Origin of the sequence: Nocardia sp. NPDC058480 (genome assembly GCF_042720495.1) — a bacterium.
Taxonomy (GTDB): domain Bacteria; phylum Actinomycetota; class Actinomycetes; order Mycobacteriales; family Mycobacteriaceae; genus Nocardia.
On the sequence record NZ_JBHXMN010000016.1, the window covers coordinates 94,796 to 112,344 of the forward strand.

Sequence of the window (17,549 nt, forward strand, 5' to 3'; positions counted from 1 at the left end):
TATCGCTTGTATATACAGGACTATACTGGCTGCATGAACGACGTGACACAGCCTGTCTCCGGCCCACGTCCCGTGTCCGCTCCACGCGGCACCGAGCTGCGGACTCTCGGCTGGCAGCAGGAGGGCGCGCTGCGGATGCTGATGAACAACCTCGACCCCGAGGTCGCCGAACGCCCCGATGACCTGGTCGTCTACGGCGGCACCGGGCGGGCGGTGCGCAGTTGGGCAGCGTTCGACGCGATCGTGCGAACGCTGCGGACCCTCGCCGCGGATGAGACCTTGCTGGTGCAGTCGGGCAAGCCGGTCGGAGTGTTCCGCACCAACGAGTGGGCACCGCGAGTGCTGCTGGCGAATTCGAATCTCGTCGGCGACTGGGCCAATTGGGAAGAGTTCCGCAAGCTGGAGCAGCTGGGGCTGATGATGTACGGGCAGATGACGGCCGGGTCGTGGATCTACATCGGCAGCCAGGGCATCCTGCAGGGCACCTATGAGACCTTCGGCGCGGTGGCGCGCAAGCGGTTCGGTGGTTCCCTCGCCGGCACGATCACGCTCACGGCGGGCGTCGGCGGGATGGGCGGTGCGCAGCCACTCGCGGTGACGATGAACAACGGTGTCGCATTGTGCGTGGACTGCGATCCCGCGCGGATCGATCGGCGGATCGCTCACGGCTACCTCGACACGAAGGCCGAAACCTTGCGGGAGGCACTGGATCTCGCCATCACCGCGCGGGACGAGCGCAAGCCGCTCTCGGTCGGCCTGGTCGGCAATGCCGCCGAGGTGTTCCCCGAGCTGCTGGCCATGGGCGCGCCGATGGATATCGTCACCGACCAGACCTCCGCCCATGATCCGTTGTGCTACTTGCCGATCGGGGTCGCACTCGAAGACTGGCACACCCTCGCCGAGAAGGACCCGGCCTGGTTCACCACCGAGGCGCAGGCGTCGATGGCCGCCCATGTCGCGGCGATGGTCGGATTCATGGACGCCGGGGCCGAGGTGTTCGACTACGGGAACTCGATTCGCGACGAGGCCCGAAAGGGCGGCTACGACCGGGCTTTCGCGTTTCCCGGTTTCGTTCCCGCCTACATCCGCCCGCTCTTCGAAGAGGGCCTCGGTCCGTTCCGCTGGGCCGCGCTCTCGGGCGACCCGGCCGATATCGCCGCCACCGACCGCGCGATCCTGGAACTGTTCCCCGGCAACGAGCACCTGCGCCGCTGGATCACCCTGGCGGGCGAGAAGGTGAAGTTCGAGGGTCTGCCGGCCCGGATCTGCTGGCTCGGCTACGGCGAACGCCACCGCGCCGGCCTGAAATTCAACGAGATGGTGGCCTCGGGCGAGCTGTGCGCTCCCCTGGCCATCGGCCGCGACCACCTCGACGCAGGCTCGGTGGCCTCCCCCTACCGCGAAACCGAGTCAATGGCCGACGGTTCCGACGCGGTCGCGGACTGGCCCCTGCTCAACGCACTGCTCAACACCGCGTCCGGGGCGAGCTGGGTGTCGATCCATCACGGTGGCGGGGTCGGGATGGGACGTTCGATCCACGCGGGTCAGGTGTGTATCGCCGACGGCACCGAGCTGGCCGCCCAGAAGCTGGAGCGTGTACTGACCAACGACCCGGGCACCGGTGTGATGCGCCACGTCGACGCGGGTTACGAACACGCGGCCGAGGTGGCGCGCGAGCGTGGGGTGCGCATTCCGATGCGAGAAGGCTGACCGGCCCGGAAATGACGAGAGCCCCGGCATAGCCGGGGCTCTTTCCACTTTCAATATATAGCGCATGTGGGGACTTGCGGCAAGGCCCCGTTGGTGCTGCACAATCATCCGGTCGTAGCGGAAAAGTACAGTTAGGGGCCTATGTCAGCGCACGGGTACGAAGAGGAACGCCGGTCCGAGCAAGGCTATGTCGCCGGGTTGTACGCGCGGCTCGATGCCGAGCGGGCACGGGTGAAGGGCCGCTACGGCGCGGCCCTGCGCTCCAAGGGCGACTCCCCGATGGAGCGCGACAACGAGGTGCGGGCGCTGGGCAAAGAGGTACAGCGCCTCGACGTGGCCGACAACGGACTGTGTTTCGGCCGGCTCGACGCGGCGTCGGGCGAGCGGTCCTATATCGGCCGGATCGGGTTGTTCGACGAGTCGAACGACTTGGAACAGCTGCTCCTGGACTGGCGGGCACCCGCGGCGCGCGCGTTCTATGTCGCCACCGCGGCCAACCCGGAGGGCATGCGCAGGCGTCGCCAGTTCCATACCCGGGGACGTCAGGTGGTCGATTTCACCGACGAGGTGCTCGGCCGCCCGGACGGCAGCGAAGGTGGGACCGACGCCGCGCTGCTCGCCGCGGTCGACGCGCCACGCGGGGACGGGATGCGTGACATCGTCGCGACGATCCAGGCCGAACAGGACGAGATCATCCGTCTGGAGCACCCCGGCGTGACCGTGATCGAGGGCGGTCCGGGCACCGGGAAGACCGTGGTGGCGCTGCACCGCGTCGCGTACCTGCTCTACACCCAGCGCAGGCGGATGGAGCGGCAGGGCGTGCTCGTGGTCGGCCCCAACCCGGCCTTCCTCGATCACATCGCCCATGTGCTGCCCTCGCTCGGCGAGACCAATGTCGTGTTCGCCACCACCGCCGATCTCGTCCCCGGGCTGCACGCGACCGCGGAGGACGCCCCCGCGGCAGCCCGGCTCAAGGGCTCGCTGCGGATCCTGGATGTCCTGGCAGCGACGATCGCGGATCGACAGCGACTGCCCGAGGAGCCCCTGGCGATCGCGCTGACCGACGTGACGGTACGGATCGACGCCGCGACCGCGGAGTGGGCCAGGCAGGAGGCGCGGGAGAGCGGCCGGCCGCACAACGAGGCACGCGCGGTGTTCGCCGAGATCATCACCTATGTCCTCACCGAACGCGCGATCGCCCGGATCGGTGAGGGCTGGCTGACTCGTGACGACACCGAGGCGTGGGAACAACTGCGCGCCGACCTGGTCGGCGAGCTCGCCGGCAATGCCGAGTTCACCGCGGCGCTGGATCAGTGCTGGCCGATTCTGCAGCCGGAAACCCTGCTGTCCCAGCTGTATTCGTCCCACGATCGGCTGCGGGCGGCGGGCGCGGACGAGGCGCTGTGGCGGGCCGACGGTGGTGCGTGGACGGTGTCGGACGTGCCGCTGCTCGATGAACTGGCCGACCTGCTCGGCCGCGACAAGGCCGCCGACGACTCCGCCGAGCGAGAACGCAAGGCCGAGGCCGAGTACGCGGCGGGTGTGCTCGACACCCTGATCAGCCGCGAAGACCTGATGGACGACGAGGACCATCTGCTGGCCCAGGACATGCTCTACGGCGAAGACCTGGCCGAACGCTTCCTCGAGCGCGACACCCGCGAACTCGCCGAACGTGCTGCGGCGGACCGCGATTGGACCTACGGGCACGTGGTGGTCGACGAAGCCCAGGAACTGTCGGAGCTGGACTGGCGGGTGCTGATGCGCCGCTGCCCGAGCCGCTCGTTCACCATCGTGGGCGATCTCGCGCAGCGGCGGTCCGCGGCGGGCGCGACCTCATGGGCCACGATGATGGAGCCCTACGTCCCCGGCCGCTGGATCTACCGTTCCCTCACGGTGAACTACCGCACCCCCGCGGAGATCATGGCCGTGGCCGCCGACGTGCTCGCCGAGTTCGCGCCGGATGTGCGGCCCCCGGATTCGGTCCGCTCCTGCGGTGTCGCACCCTGGTCCCGTCTGCTCACTGCCGACGAACTGCCCGCTGCGATCGAGGAATTCGTCCGGGACGAGGCGGGCCGCGAGGGGACGAGCATTGTGATCGGTCCGCCGGGCGTGCCGGGCACGGTGCCCGCGTCGGAGACCAAGGGCCTCGAGTTCGACGCGGTACTCGTCGTGGATCCGCAGCGAATTCTCGCCGATGGACCTCGCGGCGCCGCCGAACTCTACGTCGCGCTGACCCGCGCCACCCAACGTCTCGGCGTCCTGCATCAGAGCCCGTTGCCGGAGTCGCTGCGCGGACTCACCGCGGTCCAACCGGCAGAACAGCTGCACGCGTAGCGATCTCACGTCCGCGCTGCTGGTCGCCGCGCGGCGATCGGCGCGATGCGCATCGGCCCGCACGGGGTCAGCACGCTCCGGCAATCAGCCGAGGGGACCGGTCACGGCCTCAGCGGCGGCCAGCAGCGCACCGGAGCCGGCCAACCGCACCGCCGCTTCGATCTCGGGGGCAAGGTAGCGATCCGGGCCGGGGCCAGGCACCTCGGCGCGCAGCGTCGCGAGCACGGCCGCGGTGGCGGGTGCCGGGACGAGCGGTGCGCGCAGGTCGAGGCCGCGGGCCGCGGTGAGGGCTTCGATGGCCAGGACTCGGGTGAGGCCGTCGAGGGCTCGGCGGAGTTTGCGGGCGGCGGACCAGCCCATCGAGACGTGGTCTTCCTGCATGGCCGAGGACGGGATCGAATCGACCGAGGCAGGCGCGGCCAGCCGTGTGAGGTCGGAGACGATGGCGGCCTGGGTGTACTGGGCGATCATGTGGCCGCTGTCGACACCGGGATCGTCGGCCAGGAACGGGGGCAGGCCGTGGTTGCGGGCCTTGTCGAGGAAGCGATCGGTGCGGCGTTCGCTCATCGAGGCGACGTCGGCGATCACGATGGCGAGGAAGTCCAGGACATAGGCGACGGGGGCGCCGTGGAAGTTGCCGTTGGATTCGACGCGGCCGTCGAGGGTGACGACGGGATTGTCGACGGCACTGGCCAATTCGTAGGCGGCGACGCGTTCGGCGTGGTCGAGGGTGTCGCGGGCCGCGCCGGCGACCTGGGGTGCGCAGCGCAACGAGTAGGCGTCTTGCACGACAGCGCAGTCCGGGGTGGCGTGACTGGCGACGATCGGCGAATCAGCCAGCAGGCGCACCATATTGGCGGCCGCGATCGCCTGGCCCGGTTGCGGGCGCAACGCCTGCAGGTCGGCGGCGAAGACCTTGTCGGTGCCGAGCAGACCCTCCACGCTCATCGACGCGGTCACATCGGCCAGCCGCAGCAGGGCGCGCAGGTCGTGGCAGGCCAGCACCAGCATGCCGAGCATGCCGTCGGTGCCGTTGATCAGCGCGAGGCCTTCCTTCTCCGCGAGTTCGACGGGGGCGATCCCGGCGACGGCCATGGCTGCGGCGGCAGGCCCGAGGACACCGTTCGCATCCCGCACGGTGCCCTCCCCGATCGCGGCCAGCGCGACATGCGCCAGCGGCGCGAGATCCCCGGAGCAGCCGAGACTGCCGTACTCGTAGACCACCGGAGTGATGCCCGCCGACAGCATCGCGGCATAGGTCTGCGCGACCACCGGGCGCACGCCGGTCCGGCCGGTGGCCAGCGTAGACAGGCGCAGCACCATCAACGCGCGCACCACCTCCCGCTCCACCTCGGCACCCGAACCGGCCGCATGCGAACGGATCAGACTGCGCTGCAATTGCTTACGCGACTCCTGCGGAATATGCCGGACGGCGAGCGCACCGAACCCGGTCGACACGCCATACACCGGGTTCGGATCCGCGGCCAGCGCCTCGATCAGCGCACGACTCGCCGCGATGGCGGCAACAGCCTCATCCGAGACCACCACCTCGGCACCATCCCTGGCCACCCGCACCACGTCCGGTGGCGATACCGGACCCGTGCCGACGACGACCGGTACGGACCGATCCGAGTCGATGCTCACGATGCTTCTCCCTTCACTGCCGCCGCTTGACGTTCTTGTCTATACAGGTCTATACCTATCCTACGTGACCTGGCGCACATTCGCCCGGCCGCGCTCCACGGCGTCACCGCAGAAAGAGGCCGTAATGACACGCACCGGCACATCCGAGGACCGATCGCGCGACGCACCAGCAATCCGCCCGTGCACATGATCTACCCCGCGCGCACCGCCATGCTCGATACCCGCAGCTAGGAGGACTCACCCGTGCCAACCACCGTGCTGAGCGATATCGGCACCCTCGTCACCAACGACCCGGCGCTGGGCGACGGCCCGCTGGGGATCCGGCGCGAGGCCGCGCTCGTCATCGACGACGGGCGGGTGGCGTGGGTCGGTGACAGTGCCGACGCACCCGCCGCCGACACCGGATTCGATCTCGCCGGACGCGCGGTGCTGCCGGGATTCGTCGAATCGCATTCGCACCTGGTTTTCGCGGGTGATCGCGCCGAGGAGTTCGCGGCCCGGATGGCGGGTCGCCCCTACGCGGCGGGTGGCATCCGCACCACCATCGAGGCGACCCGGGCCGCCAGCGACGAGCAGCTCGCGGCGACCGTGCGCGGGCTGCTGGACGAGTCGCTGCGGGCGGGCAGCACCACGGTCGAATGCAAGAGCGGCTACGGGCAGACCGTCGCGGACGAACTGCGCAGCGTACAGATCGCGGCCCGCTTCACCGACGAGGTGACCCTGCTCGCCGCCCATGTACCGCCACCCGAATATGCCGGTCGTGCCGACGAATACGTGACGATGGTGTGCGAGGAGATGATTCCGCGGTGCGCGCCGTACGCCCGGTGGATCGATGTGTTCTGCGAGCAGGGCGCTTTCGACCGCGATCAGGCGCATGCCGTGCTCACTGCCGGGATCGCGCACGGGCTGGTGCCGCGGGTACACGGCAATCAGCTGCATCAGGGACCGGGCGTGCGGCTGGCCGTCGAGCTCGGTGCCGCGTCGGTGGATCATGTGTCGCATGTGAACGGTGCCGATATCGCCGCACTCGCCGACAGCGAGACGGTGGCCACGCTGCTGCCCGGCGCCGACTTCTGTACGCGCAACAGCTATCCCGATGCCAGGGCGCTGCTGGACGCGGGGGTCACCGTCGCGCTCGGCGCGGACTGCAATCCGGGCACCAGCTACACGACGAACTTGCCCTTCTGTATCGCGCTGGCCGTCCGGGAGATGCACATGACGCCCGATGAAGCGGTCTGGGCCGCGACGGCGGGTGGCGCGAAGGCGTTGCGGCGCACCGATATCGGTGCCCTCTCCCCCGGTTTCCGGGCCGATGCCATCGCGCTGGACGCCCCGTCGCACCTGCATCTCGCCTACCGCCCCGGCGTTCCCATAGTCAGTCAGGTGTGGCGTGACGGCCTGCTCGTGGTGTCGAATCGAGGTGTGGCGCAGTGAGTTCCGATTCCGCCTGGACCGGTCGCGTGGACGGCACGACGCCCGAGCATCTGCGCTGGCATCAGATCGTCACGCCGTACGAGCCGGGAAACGACCCCGGGGCATGCGTGTTCGTCGGTTTCGCCTGCGAGGAAGGGGTGCGCCGGAACAAGGGCCGCCTCGGAGCAGCGCAGGGGCCGGACGCGCTGCGGCGCGCGCTGGCACCGATGGCGCTCGCCACGGAACTGCGAGCCTTCGACGCGGGCACGATCGCCGTCACCGACGACCGGTTGGAGGACGGTCAGCGCCGACTGGGCGAGACGGTGTCCGCACTACTGGACGACGGCGCGTTCCCGGTCGTGCTCGGCGGCGGTCACGAGGTCGCCTACGGCACCTACCTCGGGCTGGCCGGTGCTGCCCGCCGCACTCCGGGCAGCACCGTCGGAATCCTCAATCTCGACGCGCATTTCGACCTGCGTCCCGATCCCGCGCCCAGCTCCGGCACCCCGTTCCGGCAGATAGTCGAGACCGACACCGACGTCCGGTACGCGGTGATCGGGATCAGCCAGCCGAGCAACACCAGGATCCTGTTCGACACCGCGGACAGCTTCGGGGTGCGCTATCTGCTCGACGACGACTGCGAGCCGAACCGGGTCGCCACCTTCGTCGACGACTTCCTGGTCGGGATCGACCTGCTGTATCTGACCATCGACCTCGACGTCCTCCCCGCGTCCGTCGCTCCCGGCGTGAGTGCCCCCGCGGCATACGGTGTTGCGTTGGCCACGATCCAGTCCGCCTGCGACCGCGTCACCGCCAGTGGCAAACTCGCGATTGTCGATGTCGCCGAACTCAACCCCCGCCTCGACATCGACAACCGCACCGCCCGCAGCGCCGCCCGCCTCATCCATCGCATCGTCACCGGGCACGTCGAATGAGAACCGTCGCGGGACTCAGAAGTAGCGGATCCAGACGTAGATCCAGGCGATGACACTGCTGAGCAGCGTGACCAGCATGCCGTACTTCGTGAACTGCCAGAAGGTGATCCGCTGCCCCGCGCGGGCGGCGATCCCGAGGGCGACCACATTGGCACTGGCCGCCACCGCCGTGCCGTTGCCACCGAAGTCGGCGCCCAAAGCGAATGCCCACCACAGTGACTGCCCGGTAGCCGGATCCGGTGCGCCCGCGACGAGGTCTTCGACCACCGGCGCCATGGTCGCGGTGTAGGGGATGTTGTCGACGAACGCGCCCAGGATCGCCGAACCGAAGACCAGCGCGGTCGCGGCGAGGAAGTAGTTGTCGCCGACCCACCCGGTCGCGGCGTCCCCGATCGTGGCGATCACCCCGGTGTGTACCAGGCCCGCGACCATCACGAACAAGCCCATGAAGAACACCAGCGTCGGCCACTCCACCTCCTGCAGGATGTCGCCGATATCGAGACCGGAAACCAGCACCATGATGCCCGCGCCGACCAGCGCGATCACCGACGGCGCGACATGCAGCACGCTGTGCAGGCAGAAGCCGATCACCACACCGGTCAGCACGATCATCGAGCGCACCAGCAGTTTCGGATCGCGGATCGCGCGGCGTTCCTGCAGCGACATCACCGCGTCGACCGAGGTGGGATCGGTGCGCAGCGCCGAGCGGAACAACACCCGGGTCAGCGCGACGAACAACACGAAGGTGATCACCACGATCGGTGCCATGTGCACGAGGAAGTCGTTGAAGCTCAACCCGGCCCGGCTGGCGATGATGATGTTGGGCGGGTCGCCGATCAGCGTGGCGGCACCACCGATATTGGACGCGAGAACCTCGGCGATGATGAACGGTTGCGCGGCGATACCGAGCCTGCGGCACACCACCAATGTCACCGGTGCCACCAGCATGATGATGGTGACGTTGTCGAGGAACGGTGAGGCGACCGCGGTGATCAGCATGAGCATCACCATCAGGCGGTACGGATTGCCCCGAGACCGCTTGGCCGACCAGATCGCCAGGTAGTCGAACAACCCGGTCTGCTTGATGACACCGACGATGATCATCATCCCGAGCAACAGGAAGATGACATTCCAGTCGATGCCCTCGTGGGCGGAATAGAAGACTTCATCGCCAGGAATCAGGCCGAGCAAGGCCATTGCCCCCGCGGCGATCAGGACGGTTTTGACCTTGTCGGCTTTCTCCGTGGCGATGAAGAAGAAGGCGACCACGAAGATGATGACGGCAAGAGTTGCGGCCATGCGCGGTGTGGCGTTCAGTCGCCGGGGCCGACGACAGCGAGGCTGGTCAGCAACCGTTCCAGGGTGATCGCGCCGCGCAATGTGCGCGAGCGGTCGACCACGGCGATGAGCGGACTGTGCTTGCGCGCCATCAGGATCGCGATTTCCAGCAGGGTCGCGTCGGGGGTGACGGTGACCGGCTTGCTCGCGCCGTCGGGCAGACAGTCGCCGACGGTGAGACTGCCGGGTTCCTGCCAGAACAGGTCGGCGTGCACCTCGTCGATCGTGCGGACCAGCGTGGGGTCGTCGTGATAGGAGGCGGGAATCGCCAGGCGCAGCACCTGGGTTCCCGGCAGGACCGCCACCGGCCGGTCCATCTCGTCGACGACGATCAGACCGGGCAACCGGTTGACCACCATCAGCCGGACCGCGCGGGCGACGGGGTCGCTGGTGCGGACGGTCGGCAGGTTCATCGCGATATCGCGTGCACGCATGGCATGGCTCCGGGGGGATTCGACTGTGCTCACGGGTGGGCCTTTCGTCCGGTCAGCAGGTCAAGGCGTTGTTCGAGGCGAGCCAGCCGGTCCACGAAGGGCCGCGAATGCATCAGCTCGGCGACCTGGTCGGCTTCGTCGGGCTCCAGTTCGATGTCGACCGTGGGTTCATCGCCGCCACCGGCGTAGGCGAGCAGGCGACGCGCGCCCGTCGATTCCGTCAGCAGGGCGAATCGGGTGCCGTGGCGAGTGCGGAAGCTGTACAGCACACCTGCTCCCGGGATCGTCGTCCGGTCGATATCCATGGCCGGCGGTCCTTCCTCGGCTCGTCGAAAGCGTCTGATCCGAGTCTGGTTCGCGCAGGTGGCGGGCACTATCGGCCGTGACACCCATTTCGTGGGCCGGGCTGGGCCGGTAAACGGGTGCGGGATGGGTGCCGGACACCATGGACAGAACACAAGGGCGCCAGCATGCTGGTGTCATGAACCGTCTCGCAGCGCTGCGAGCAGGACGCTCGCGGCGAATCCGAACACCGGTGACGGCGTTGTTCTGGCGGATCTGCTTGCTCAACGGCGTGATCTTCACCCTCGGCACGCTGATCCTGGCCTTCTCCCCGGCCACGGTGTCGGCCCGGCTGCGCCTGACCGAGGTGCCGGTGCTGGTGATCGGACTCGCGGTGATCCTCACGGCGAACGCGGTGGCATTGCGCACCTCGCTGGCTCCGCTCGACGAGCTGGTCGCCTCCATGCGCCGCGTCGATCCGCCCCGGCGCGCGGTCCGCCTCGATCACGGCGCCAGCGGGGATTTCCACCAGCTGATCGAGACCTTCAACGCGATGCTCGACCGGCTCGAAGCCGAACGTTCGGTGGCCGGCGGTACCGCGCTGGCCGCGCAGGAGGGCGAGCGGCGGCGCATCGCCCGCGAACTGCACGACGAGATCGGCCAGAGCCTGACGGTGGCACTGTTGCGGCTCAAACGAGTCGTCGATCGGGCGCCCACCGATCTGCGCGAGGAGGTAGAGGCCGCGCAGGAGACGGTGCGTGGCTGTCTCGACGAGGTCCGCGGGATCGCCGCACGGCTGCGGCCCGATGTGCTCGAGGACCTCGGCCTGCACAGCGCGATCACCGCGCTGTGCCACGAATTCACCCGTTCGGCAGGTATTTCCGTGCGCCGCGAGGTCGACCCGGCGATCAGCCGCCTCGACCCCGACATCGAACTCGTCTGCTACCGGGTCGCCCAGGAGAGCCTGACGAACGTGTTGCGGCACGCCGACGCCGACGAGGTGACCTTGCTGATCACCTCCCGAGCCGACACCGTGATGCTGCGGGTCACCGACAACGGTCGCGGCGGCGTGGTCGAGGACGGGGCGGGAATCCGCGGAATGCGCGAGCGCGCCATGTTGATCGACGCGACGCTGACCATCACGTCCCCGGACTCGGGAGGCACCGCAGTCGACCTGATCGTCCCGGTCACCGCGCGCGAAGGAGTTCCGGCATGAGCGCGCCGACCCGGATTCTGCTGGCCGACGACCACGCGCTGGTGCGCAGCGGATTGCGGATGATCCTGGACAACGAACCGGACCTGCTCGTGGTCGCCGAGGCCGCCAACGGGCTCGACGCGGTGACCGCCCTCGCCGACGACAGCATCGACCTGGTGATCCTCGACATCGCCATGCCGCGGATGACCGGCATCCAGGCCGCCCGCGAGATCACCAGGAACAACCATCCGGTGCGCATCCTGATGCTGTCGATGTACGACAACGAGCAGTACTTCTTCGAGTCGCTGAAGGCGGGCGCCTCCGGCTACGTGCTGAAGTCGGTGGCCGATCGCGACCTCATCGAGGCGTGCCGGGCGACGATGCGCGGTGAATCGTTCCTCTACCCGGGCGCGGTCACCGCTCTCGTGCGCGACTACCTGCAACTCGCCCGGCAGGGCTCCGCGCTACCGGAAACGATCCTCACCCCGCGCGAGGAGGAAGTGCTCAAGCTGATCGCCGAGGGGTACTCAGCGCGTGAGATCGCCGCCGAGCTGGTGATCAGTGCCAAGACCGTCGACCGGCATCGCGCCAACATCCTGCAGAAACTGGGCCTGCGCGACCGGCTCGACCTGACCAGGTACGCCATTCGCGCCGGATTGATCGAACCGTGAGAACGCCGAAGGCCCCCGGACCGAAGGATCGCGGGGGCCTCGACAAGGGTCGTCATTCGGCGAGCGGGTCGACCTTCACACGCTGCTTGCGACCGGCCACCAGGCGCATGACCGGTTCCACGATGCGCGCCCCGATCGGGCCGATGATGGCCATCAGGAGCACGTAGGTGGTGGCCAGCGCCGCGAATTCGTCGGGCACCGCACCCGCGGCCACCGCGAGACCCGCGATGACGATCGAGAACTCGCCGCGCGCGATCAGGGCCGTACCGGCGCGGGCTCGGCCCAGCTGTGACGCCCCCGCACGTTTGGCCGCCCACCAGCCCGTGGCGATCTTGGTGGCGGTGGTGACCACGGCCAGCAGGATCGCCCACCCGAGGACCGGCGGGATGGTCGTCGGATCGGTGCTCAAACCGAACAGCACGAAGAACATCGCCGCGAACAGATCGCGCAGCGGTTCGAGGATCTTGGTGGCATCGTGCGCGGTCGAATCCGAGATCGCGATACCGAGCAGGAAGGCGCCGACCGCCGCCGACACCTGCACCGCCGAGGCGATGCCCGCCACCAGCAGTGCCGAACCGAGCAGCTTGAGCAGGAAGATCTCCCGATCCTCACTGGCCACGATCGCCGAGACGTACTTGCCATACCGCAGCGCGACGACGAGCACCAGGGTCACCGCGACCAGCGCGATACCCACGGTGGTCATCCCGGCCACGAACCCGACACCGGCCAGCACCGCGGTGAGCACCGGCAGATACACCGCCATCGCCAGGTCCTCGAACACCAGGATCGACAGGATCGTCGGCGTCTCCCGGTTACCCAGCCGGCCCAGGTCGTTGAGCACCTTGGCGACGATGCCGGAGGAGGAGATGTAGGTGACACCGGCCATCGCGATCGCCCCGGTCGGCCCGAGGCCGAGCATCAGCGCCACGATCACCCCGGGTGTCGCGTTGAGCACCAGGTCGAGCAGACCCGCCGGCCACGATTTACGCATGCCCGTGACCAATTCACCGGCGGTGTATTCCAACCCGAGCAACAACAGCAGCAGCACGACGCCGATCTCACTGGCGATGTGGATGAAGTCCTCCACCTCGTGCAGCTCGATCAGCCCGCCGGTACCGAAGACCAAACCACCGAGCAGGTAGAGCGGGATCGGCGAGAGACCGATGCGTCCCGCGATCCGCCCGAGCACACCCAACCCGAAGAACACAGCCCCCAGCTGGATCAAAGCCAGCGCGGTTCCACTGATCTGCACCGGCTCAGCCGTCGGACAGAATCGAAGCGGCGGCGTCGAGCCCGGCATTCGTGCCGACCACGACGACCATATCGCCACTGGCGAACACGAACTCCGGTCCCGGCGATGCCAGGACCTGCCCCGCGCGCAGGACCGCCACGATCGAGGCGCGGGTCTTGGTCCGCATCTCGGTATCGCCCAACCGCCGTGACGCGTACGGCGAATTCGGTGGCACCGGCATCGACCGCGTGCTCACTCCGTCGAGTTCGCGATGTTCCTCGCGCAGTTGCGCGACCAACTGCGGTGCGCCGAGCAGACTCGCCAGCGTGCGGGCCTCGACAGCGGACAGTGGAATCTGGACGGTCGAATCAGGGTCGCCGACCTTGGTGAAAATCAGGTCGGTACCACCGTCGCGGTGGTCGACGATGCCGATGCGGCGGTCCACCTTCGACAGCGAAAATTGTTTGCGGACACCGATTCCCGGCAGGGATGTCACTTCTACATTCATGGGATCACCTAACCTCAGCTAGGGATACCTTACCTGCTCTTTACTATCAGCATGGATTTGTCAGCCGATGTCCAGCAGCCGCCCCGCCGCGTCGAGGCCCTCATCCGTGCCGACCACAACGACCAGATCGCCGGGAATGAAGGTGAAATCGGTGCCCGGCGACGGGGTCACCTCGCCCGCACGGACCACCGCGACGACCGAAGCCTTGGTGCGGGTGCGCATCTCGGTGTCGCGCAACGGGCGACCGTCGAAGGGACTGCCACGGTCGATCGCGAACTGCCTGGTCGACAGCTCGCCCGCGCTGTGGGTCTCGCGCGTCTTCTGCACCACCTGCGGCGCGCCGAGTAATCCGGCCAGCACGCCGATCTCGGTGTCCGACAAGGGAATCGAGGTCGTCGAGTCGTAATCACCCGCGCGCGAGACGACCAGGTCGACCGAGCCGTCGCGGTGCTCGATCACGCCGATCCGGCGACGCGCCTCCGCCAGCGGAAAGTCCTTGCACACGCCGATTCCCGGTAAAGGCGTCACATCGATGTTCACGCCCTCACAGTACGACCAGATAGGAATAACACCACCCCCTACCCTGCGCACCCGTCCTTCGAAGCTCGCCACGTTCGCCTGTCCGGCCTCGACGCCGACAAGAACGGAGAACTTCGCTCGCTGTTACCGCGCGAATCGCCAGCGGGTGGCGCCGTGCGGATCGGTCAGCGCGACGCCGACCGCAGGGCCGCGCCGATCCCGACCGAGAGTGGTCGACCGTCCGGCGCACCGGCGCCGACATGGCGATCGAGCGGCGGTACCGGCTGTGGCTTGCGTATTCGGGCGAAGTCGGGTGTTGTTGAACAGTGACCAACTCTTCCGGAGACGCGTATCCACTCACGGACACGATGACCACCACGACGGCGGTACACGACGGCGTCACGGTGCTGACGGTGACCGGCGAGGTCGACCTGGCGACCGCACCCGCGCTCGAGGCCACCATCGAGGCCATCCTGGCCGAGAAACCGGCGGCGCTGGTGATCGACCTGACCGCGGTCGGGTTCCTGGCGTCGGCGGGCATGGCGACGCTGGTGGCCGCGCATCAGCGGGCAGGCGAGACCACCTCGATCGCCGTCGTCGCCGACGGGCCTGCCACCAGCCGTCAGCTGAAGATGACGAGCCTGGACCAGGTGTTCGCCATGCACACCACCCTGGCTGCCGCCTTGGCGTCGTTCACGTCCTGACACAGCGAAACGCGCCGCCGGCCGGGAAACCTCCCCGGACGGCGGCGCGTTTGCCGTCGGTCGGTGTCAGCAGAGGGTGCGCAGCTGCTCGATCAGCTTGACGCGACCGGCGGCGTCCTCGGCGATCGGCGTGACGTTGAGCGTGGTGACGCCCGCCTCGGCCATCGCGGCGACGCGCTCCTTCACGAAGCTCTCCGGGCCGATCAGCGACACGTCGCGCACCAGCTCGTCGGGCACCGCCTGGGTGGCGGCCTGCTTGTCACCGGCCAGGTACAGCTCCTGGATGCGGTCGGCGGCCTCGCCGTAGCCGTACTTGGTGGCGAGGGTGTGATAGAAGTTCTTGCCCTTGGCGCCCATGCCGCCGATGTAGAGCGCCAAGTGCGGCTTGACGAACTCGAGCAGCGGGGTCACGTTCTCACCGATCGCCAGTGCGGGACCGGCGAAGATGTCGAGCTCACCCAGCGCGGGATCACGCTTGGCCTTGCCCGCGGCGAGCGCGTCGCCCCACACATCCTTCGCCTTCTCCGGCAGGAAGAAGATCGGCTGCCAGCCGTTGGCGACCTCGGCGGCCAGCTCGACGTTCTTCGGTCCGAGCGCGGCCAGCAGCACCGGAATGTCTTCGCGCACCGGGTGATTGATCAGCTTGAGCTCTTTACCAAGGCCGGTGCCGCGGTCGGCGGGCAGCGGGATCTGGTAGTACTTGCCCTGGTAGTTGAGCTTCTCGCGACGCCACACCTTGCGGCAGATCTCCACCAGTTCGCGGGTGCGCCCGATCGGAGCGTCGTAGGGCACGCCGTGGAAGCCCTCGATGACCTGAGGGCCGGAGGCGCCGATGCCGAGGATGAAGCGACCGTCGGAGACGAAGTCGAGGCCCGCCGCGGTCATCGCGGTGAGGCTGGGGGTCCGGGTGTAGAGCTGCAGGATGCCCGAGGCCAGCTGCACCCGCTCGGTGCGGGCGGCCAGGAAGCCCAGCGCGCTCACCGCGTCGAACGAGTACGCCTCCGGCACGAAGACGATGTCGAGGCCGGCGCGCTCCAGGTCGGCGACCTCGGCCGCCGTCTCCTTGAAACCGCCCGAATAGTTGATGCTCAATCCGATCCGCATGCACTCAACATAGCCCCGGGCAATGCACACACCCCGACCGGTCGGTCTGTCGGCACAGGTGCTGGTCGCGCGGGGTGCGTGGGCGGGCACGCGGTAGCGTTGAGGCAAGATTCCACGCAATTCTCGCCGCATCGAAAGGCCACCCCGTCGTGTCGCAGCCCACCGTGTCGCCGCAGCAGATCGCCCCCTCCTTCGGTTCGGTGACCTTGGAGCACTATCTGTCGGAGCTGGCCGCGAAGGTGCCCGCCCCCGGTGGCGGGGCCGTGGCCGCGCTGCACGCCGCGCAGGCCGCCGCGCTGGTGGCGATGGTGGCGCGCTACACCACCCGCGCCAAGGACGCGGAGAACCGGCCGGTGATCGACCAGATCATCGTGGCCGCCGATGCCGCGCTGGCCAGGTCACTCGAACTCGCCGATGCCGACGCGGCCGCGTTCACTGCCGTCGGTGCCGCCTACAAGCTGCCGAAGGACACCGACGCCGAGGTCGCCGCCCGCACCGCGGCGATCAACGCGGCGCTGGTCGAAGCCGCCCGCGTGCCCGCCGCCGTGGTCGACCAGGCCGACGAAATCCTCTCGCTGGCCGCCGAACTGCTGCCGATCGGCAATCCGAACGTGGTCACCGATATCGGCGCCGCCGCCGACGCCGCCCGCGCCGCGGCGATGAGCTCGCAGCTCAATATCGAGATCAATGTCGGCTCCCTGCCCGCCGACCTCGGTGACCCGTTCGCCGCCGCCCTGCTGCGCGTCGACACCATCGCCGCGCGCGCCGACGCCCTGCACGGTGACGTGCTGCACGCGGTCCGCGGCTGAGTTACCGCCCCGCGCGGCAACTGCTGCCGGTCCCCGATCTCGAAGTGAGAACGTTTTTTCGGGGTCCCGACCTGCGCTGACGCAAGACGACACACCGGTACACCCGTTGGCTGTTACCACTTCGATAGGTCGAGTTGATCATGGCGGCCTAGACTTGGATTCCGCCTACGAGTGAGTGAAGGGGTGGCGTTTATGAGGAACGCAGTTCGATTCCTGTTCGTCGCGATCATGGCGGCAATACTGGCCGCATCCTGGTCGGGAGCCGCGTCCGCGGACTTGATCGGAGGCCAGCGCACCCAATACGGCGGTGGCACATACGCCGAGGCGAACCTGTCGACGCACACCTTCACCGTGAGCCAGGGCGGACAGGTCGTGCGGGTGATGCCCGCGTCGATGGGCAAGCCCGGTTTCGAAACGCCCACCGGCACATTCAGCGTTCTGGAGAAGGACCGCTCGGTGGTGTTCGACTCGCGGACCATCGGCATCCCGCTCGACGATCCGGAGGGCTACATCATCGACGGTGAATACGCCGTGCGCCTCACCTGGGGTGGCGTGATGGTGCACTCGGCCCCCTGGTCGGTGGACTCGCAGGGCAACGCCAATGTGAGCCACGGCTGCATCAACCTCGCACCCGACGACGCCGCCTGGTACTTCGAGAATGTCGGCATCGGCGATCAGGTCTATATCCACTGGTAAACATTTTCCCTCGTGGCATTCG

16 protein-coding genes and 1 pseudogene are annotated in these 17,549 nt (G+C 68.2%); 9 read left to right on the forward strand and 8 right to left on the reverse strand.

The genetic code is table 11. From position 1 onward, the window contains the following. The first annotated feature begins 33 nt into the window (after positions 1-33). Complete coding sequence (gene hutU, locus ACFWO8_RS27835; RefSeq protein ID WP_378966212.1) at positions 34-1,710, forward strand: urocanate hydratase; 1,677 nt, start codon at positions 34-36, stop codon at positions 1,708-1,710. A gap of 141 nt (positions 1,711-1,851) precedes the next feature. Continuing rightward, complete coding sequence (gene helR / locus ACFWO8_RS27840) at positions 1,852-4,044, forward strand: RNA polymerase recycling motor ATPase HelR (RefSeq protein ID WP_378966226.1); 2,193 nt, start codon at positions 1,852-1,854, stop codon at positions 4,042-4,044. A gap of 84 nt (positions 4,045-4,128) precedes the next feature. On the opposite strand, the gene hutH is transcribed toward helR, so the two are convergent. After that, a complete protein-coding gene (gene hutH / locus ACFWO8_RS27845; protein ID WP_378966234.1) occupies positions 4,129-5,688 on the reverse strand; it encodes a histidine ammonia-lyase in 1,560 nt (519 codons plus the stop codon). Between the two features lie 243 nt (positions 5,689-5,931). Between hutH and hutI the strand changes: the two genes are divergently transcribed. After that, on the forward strand, positions 5,932-7,122 hold the full coding sequence (gene hutI, locus ACFWO8_RS27850) for an imidazolonepropionase (RefSeq protein WP_378966248.1): 1,191 nt from the start codon (positions 5,932-5,934) through the stop codon (positions 7,120-7,122). Continuing rightward, a complete protein-coding gene (gene hutG / locus ACFWO8_RS27855; protein WP_378966257.1) occupies positions 7,119-8,036 on the forward strand; it encodes a formimidoylglutamase in 918 nt (305 codons plus the stop codon). Before hutI ends, hutG begins: the two co-directional genes overlap by 4 nt. A gap of 15 nt (positions 8,037-8,051) precedes the next feature. On the opposite strand, the gene ACFWO8_RS27860 is transcribed toward hutG, so the two are convergent. From ACFWO8_RS27860 to ACFWO8_RS27870, 3 genes are read right to left on the reverse strand one after another with little or no spacing between them, the layout of a single operon-like run. After that, a complete protein-coding gene (locus tag ACFWO8_RS27860) occupies positions 8,052-9,335 on the reverse strand; it encodes an ArsB/NhaD family transporter (RefSeq protein ID WP_378966262.1) in 1,284 nt (427 codons plus the stop codon). A gap of 14 nt (positions 9,336-9,349) precedes the next feature. Next, positions 9,350-9,808, reverse strand: a complete 459-nt coding sequence (locus tag ACFWO8_RS27865) for a CBS domain-containing protein (protein ID WP_378966269.1) — start codon at positions 9,806-9,808, stop codon at positions 9,350-9,352. Between the two features lie 29 nt (positions 9,809-9,837). Continuing rightward, entirely contained in the window at positions 9,838-10,113 is a 276-nt protein-coding gene (locus tag ACFWO8_RS27870; RefSeq protein ID WP_378966276.1) for a hypothetical protein, read from the reverse strand. A 176-nt stretch (positions 10,114-10,289) separates the two neighbouring features. Between ACFWO8_RS27870 and ACFWO8_RS27875 the strand changes: the two genes are divergently transcribed. Together ACFWO8_RS27875 and ACFWO8_RS27880 are read left to right on the forward strand one after the other, a co-directional pair. Next, positions 10,290-11,306 carry a histidine kinase gene (locus ACFWO8_RS27875; protein ID WP_378966292.1) on the forward strand — a complete coding sequence of 339 codons (1,017 nt, stop codon included), beginning with the start codon at positions 10,290-10,292 and terminating at the stop codon, positions 11,304-11,306. Then, positions 11,303-11,956, forward strand: coding sequence for a response regulator transcription factor (locus tag ACFWO8_RS27880; protein ID WP_301901138.1), 654 nt, complete (start codon positions 11,303-11,305; stop codon positions 11,954-11,956). Before ACFWO8_RS27875 ends, ACFWO8_RS27880 begins: the two co-directional genes overlap by 4 nt. Before the next feature lie 52 nt (positions 11,957-12,008). Here the strand turns inward: ACFWO8_RS27880 and ACFWO8_RS27885 are convergent, their stop codons facing one another. From ACFWO8_RS27885 to ACFWO8_RS27895, 3 genes are read right to left on the reverse strand one after another with little or no spacing between them, the layout of a single operon-like run. Further along, positions 12,009-13,202: a cation:proton antiporter gene (locus ACFWO8_RS27885; RefSeq protein ID WP_378966637.1), complete on the reverse strand. Its 1,194-nt coding sequence runs from the start codon at positions 13,200-13,202 to the stop codon at positions 12,009-12,011. Between the two features lie 10 nt (positions 13,203-13,212). Then, positions 13,213-13,695 (reverse strand): cation:proton antiporter regulatory subunit, encoded by a 483-nt coding sequence (locus ACFWO8_RS27890; RefSeq protein ID WP_378966304.1) that lies wholly within the window; start codon positions 13,693-13,695, stop codon positions 13,213-13,215. Positions 13,696-13,755: 60 nt separating this feature from the next. After that, positions 13,756-14,235 (reverse strand): cation:proton antiporter regulatory subunit, encoded by a 480-nt coding sequence (locus ACFWO8_RS27895; RefSeq protein ID WP_378966308.1) that lies wholly within the window; start codon positions 14,233-14,235, stop codon positions 13,756-13,758. Positions 14,236-14,582: 347 nt separating this feature from the next. Between ACFWO8_RS27895 and ACFWO8_RS27900 the strand changes: the two genes are divergently transcribed. Then, the gene (locus tag ACFWO8_RS27900; RefSeq protein WP_378966313.1) at positions 14,583-14,918 is read left to right on the forward strand and encodes an STAS domain-containing protein; all 336 of its coding nucleotides are present in this window, start codon (positions 14,583-14,585) and stop codon (positions 14,916-14,918) included. 66 nt (positions 14,919-14,984) lie between these two features. Here ACFWO8_RS27900 and ACFWO8_RS27905 read toward each other — a convergent pair whose 3' ends face one another. After that, positions 14,985-16,022 carry an LLM class F420-dependent oxidoreductase gene (locus tag ACFWO8_RS27905; protein ID WP_378966318.1) on the reverse strand — a complete coding sequence of 346 codons (1,038 nt, stop codon included), beginning with the start codon at positions 16,020-16,022 and terminating at the stop codon, positions 14,985-14,987. 149 nt (positions 16,023-16,171) lie between these two features. Here ACFWO8_RS27905 and ACFWO8_RS27910 point away from each other — a divergent pair, with 149 nt between their 5' ends. Together ACFWO8_RS27910 and ACFWO8_RS27915 are read left to right on the forward strand one after the other, a co-directional pair. Then, positions 16,172-16,831 (forward strand): cyclodeaminase/cyclohydrolase family protein, encoded by a 660-nt coding sequence (locus ACFWO8_RS27910; RefSeq protein WP_378966325.1) that lies wholly within the window; start codon positions 16,172-16,174, stop codon positions 16,829-16,831. 324 nt (positions 16,832-17,155) lie between these two features. Beyond that, positions 17,156-17,527: pseudogene (locus tag ACFWO8_RS27915) on the forward strand (L,D-transpeptidase); the annotation flags it as partial. Positions 17,528-17,549: the final 22 nt, after the last annotated feature.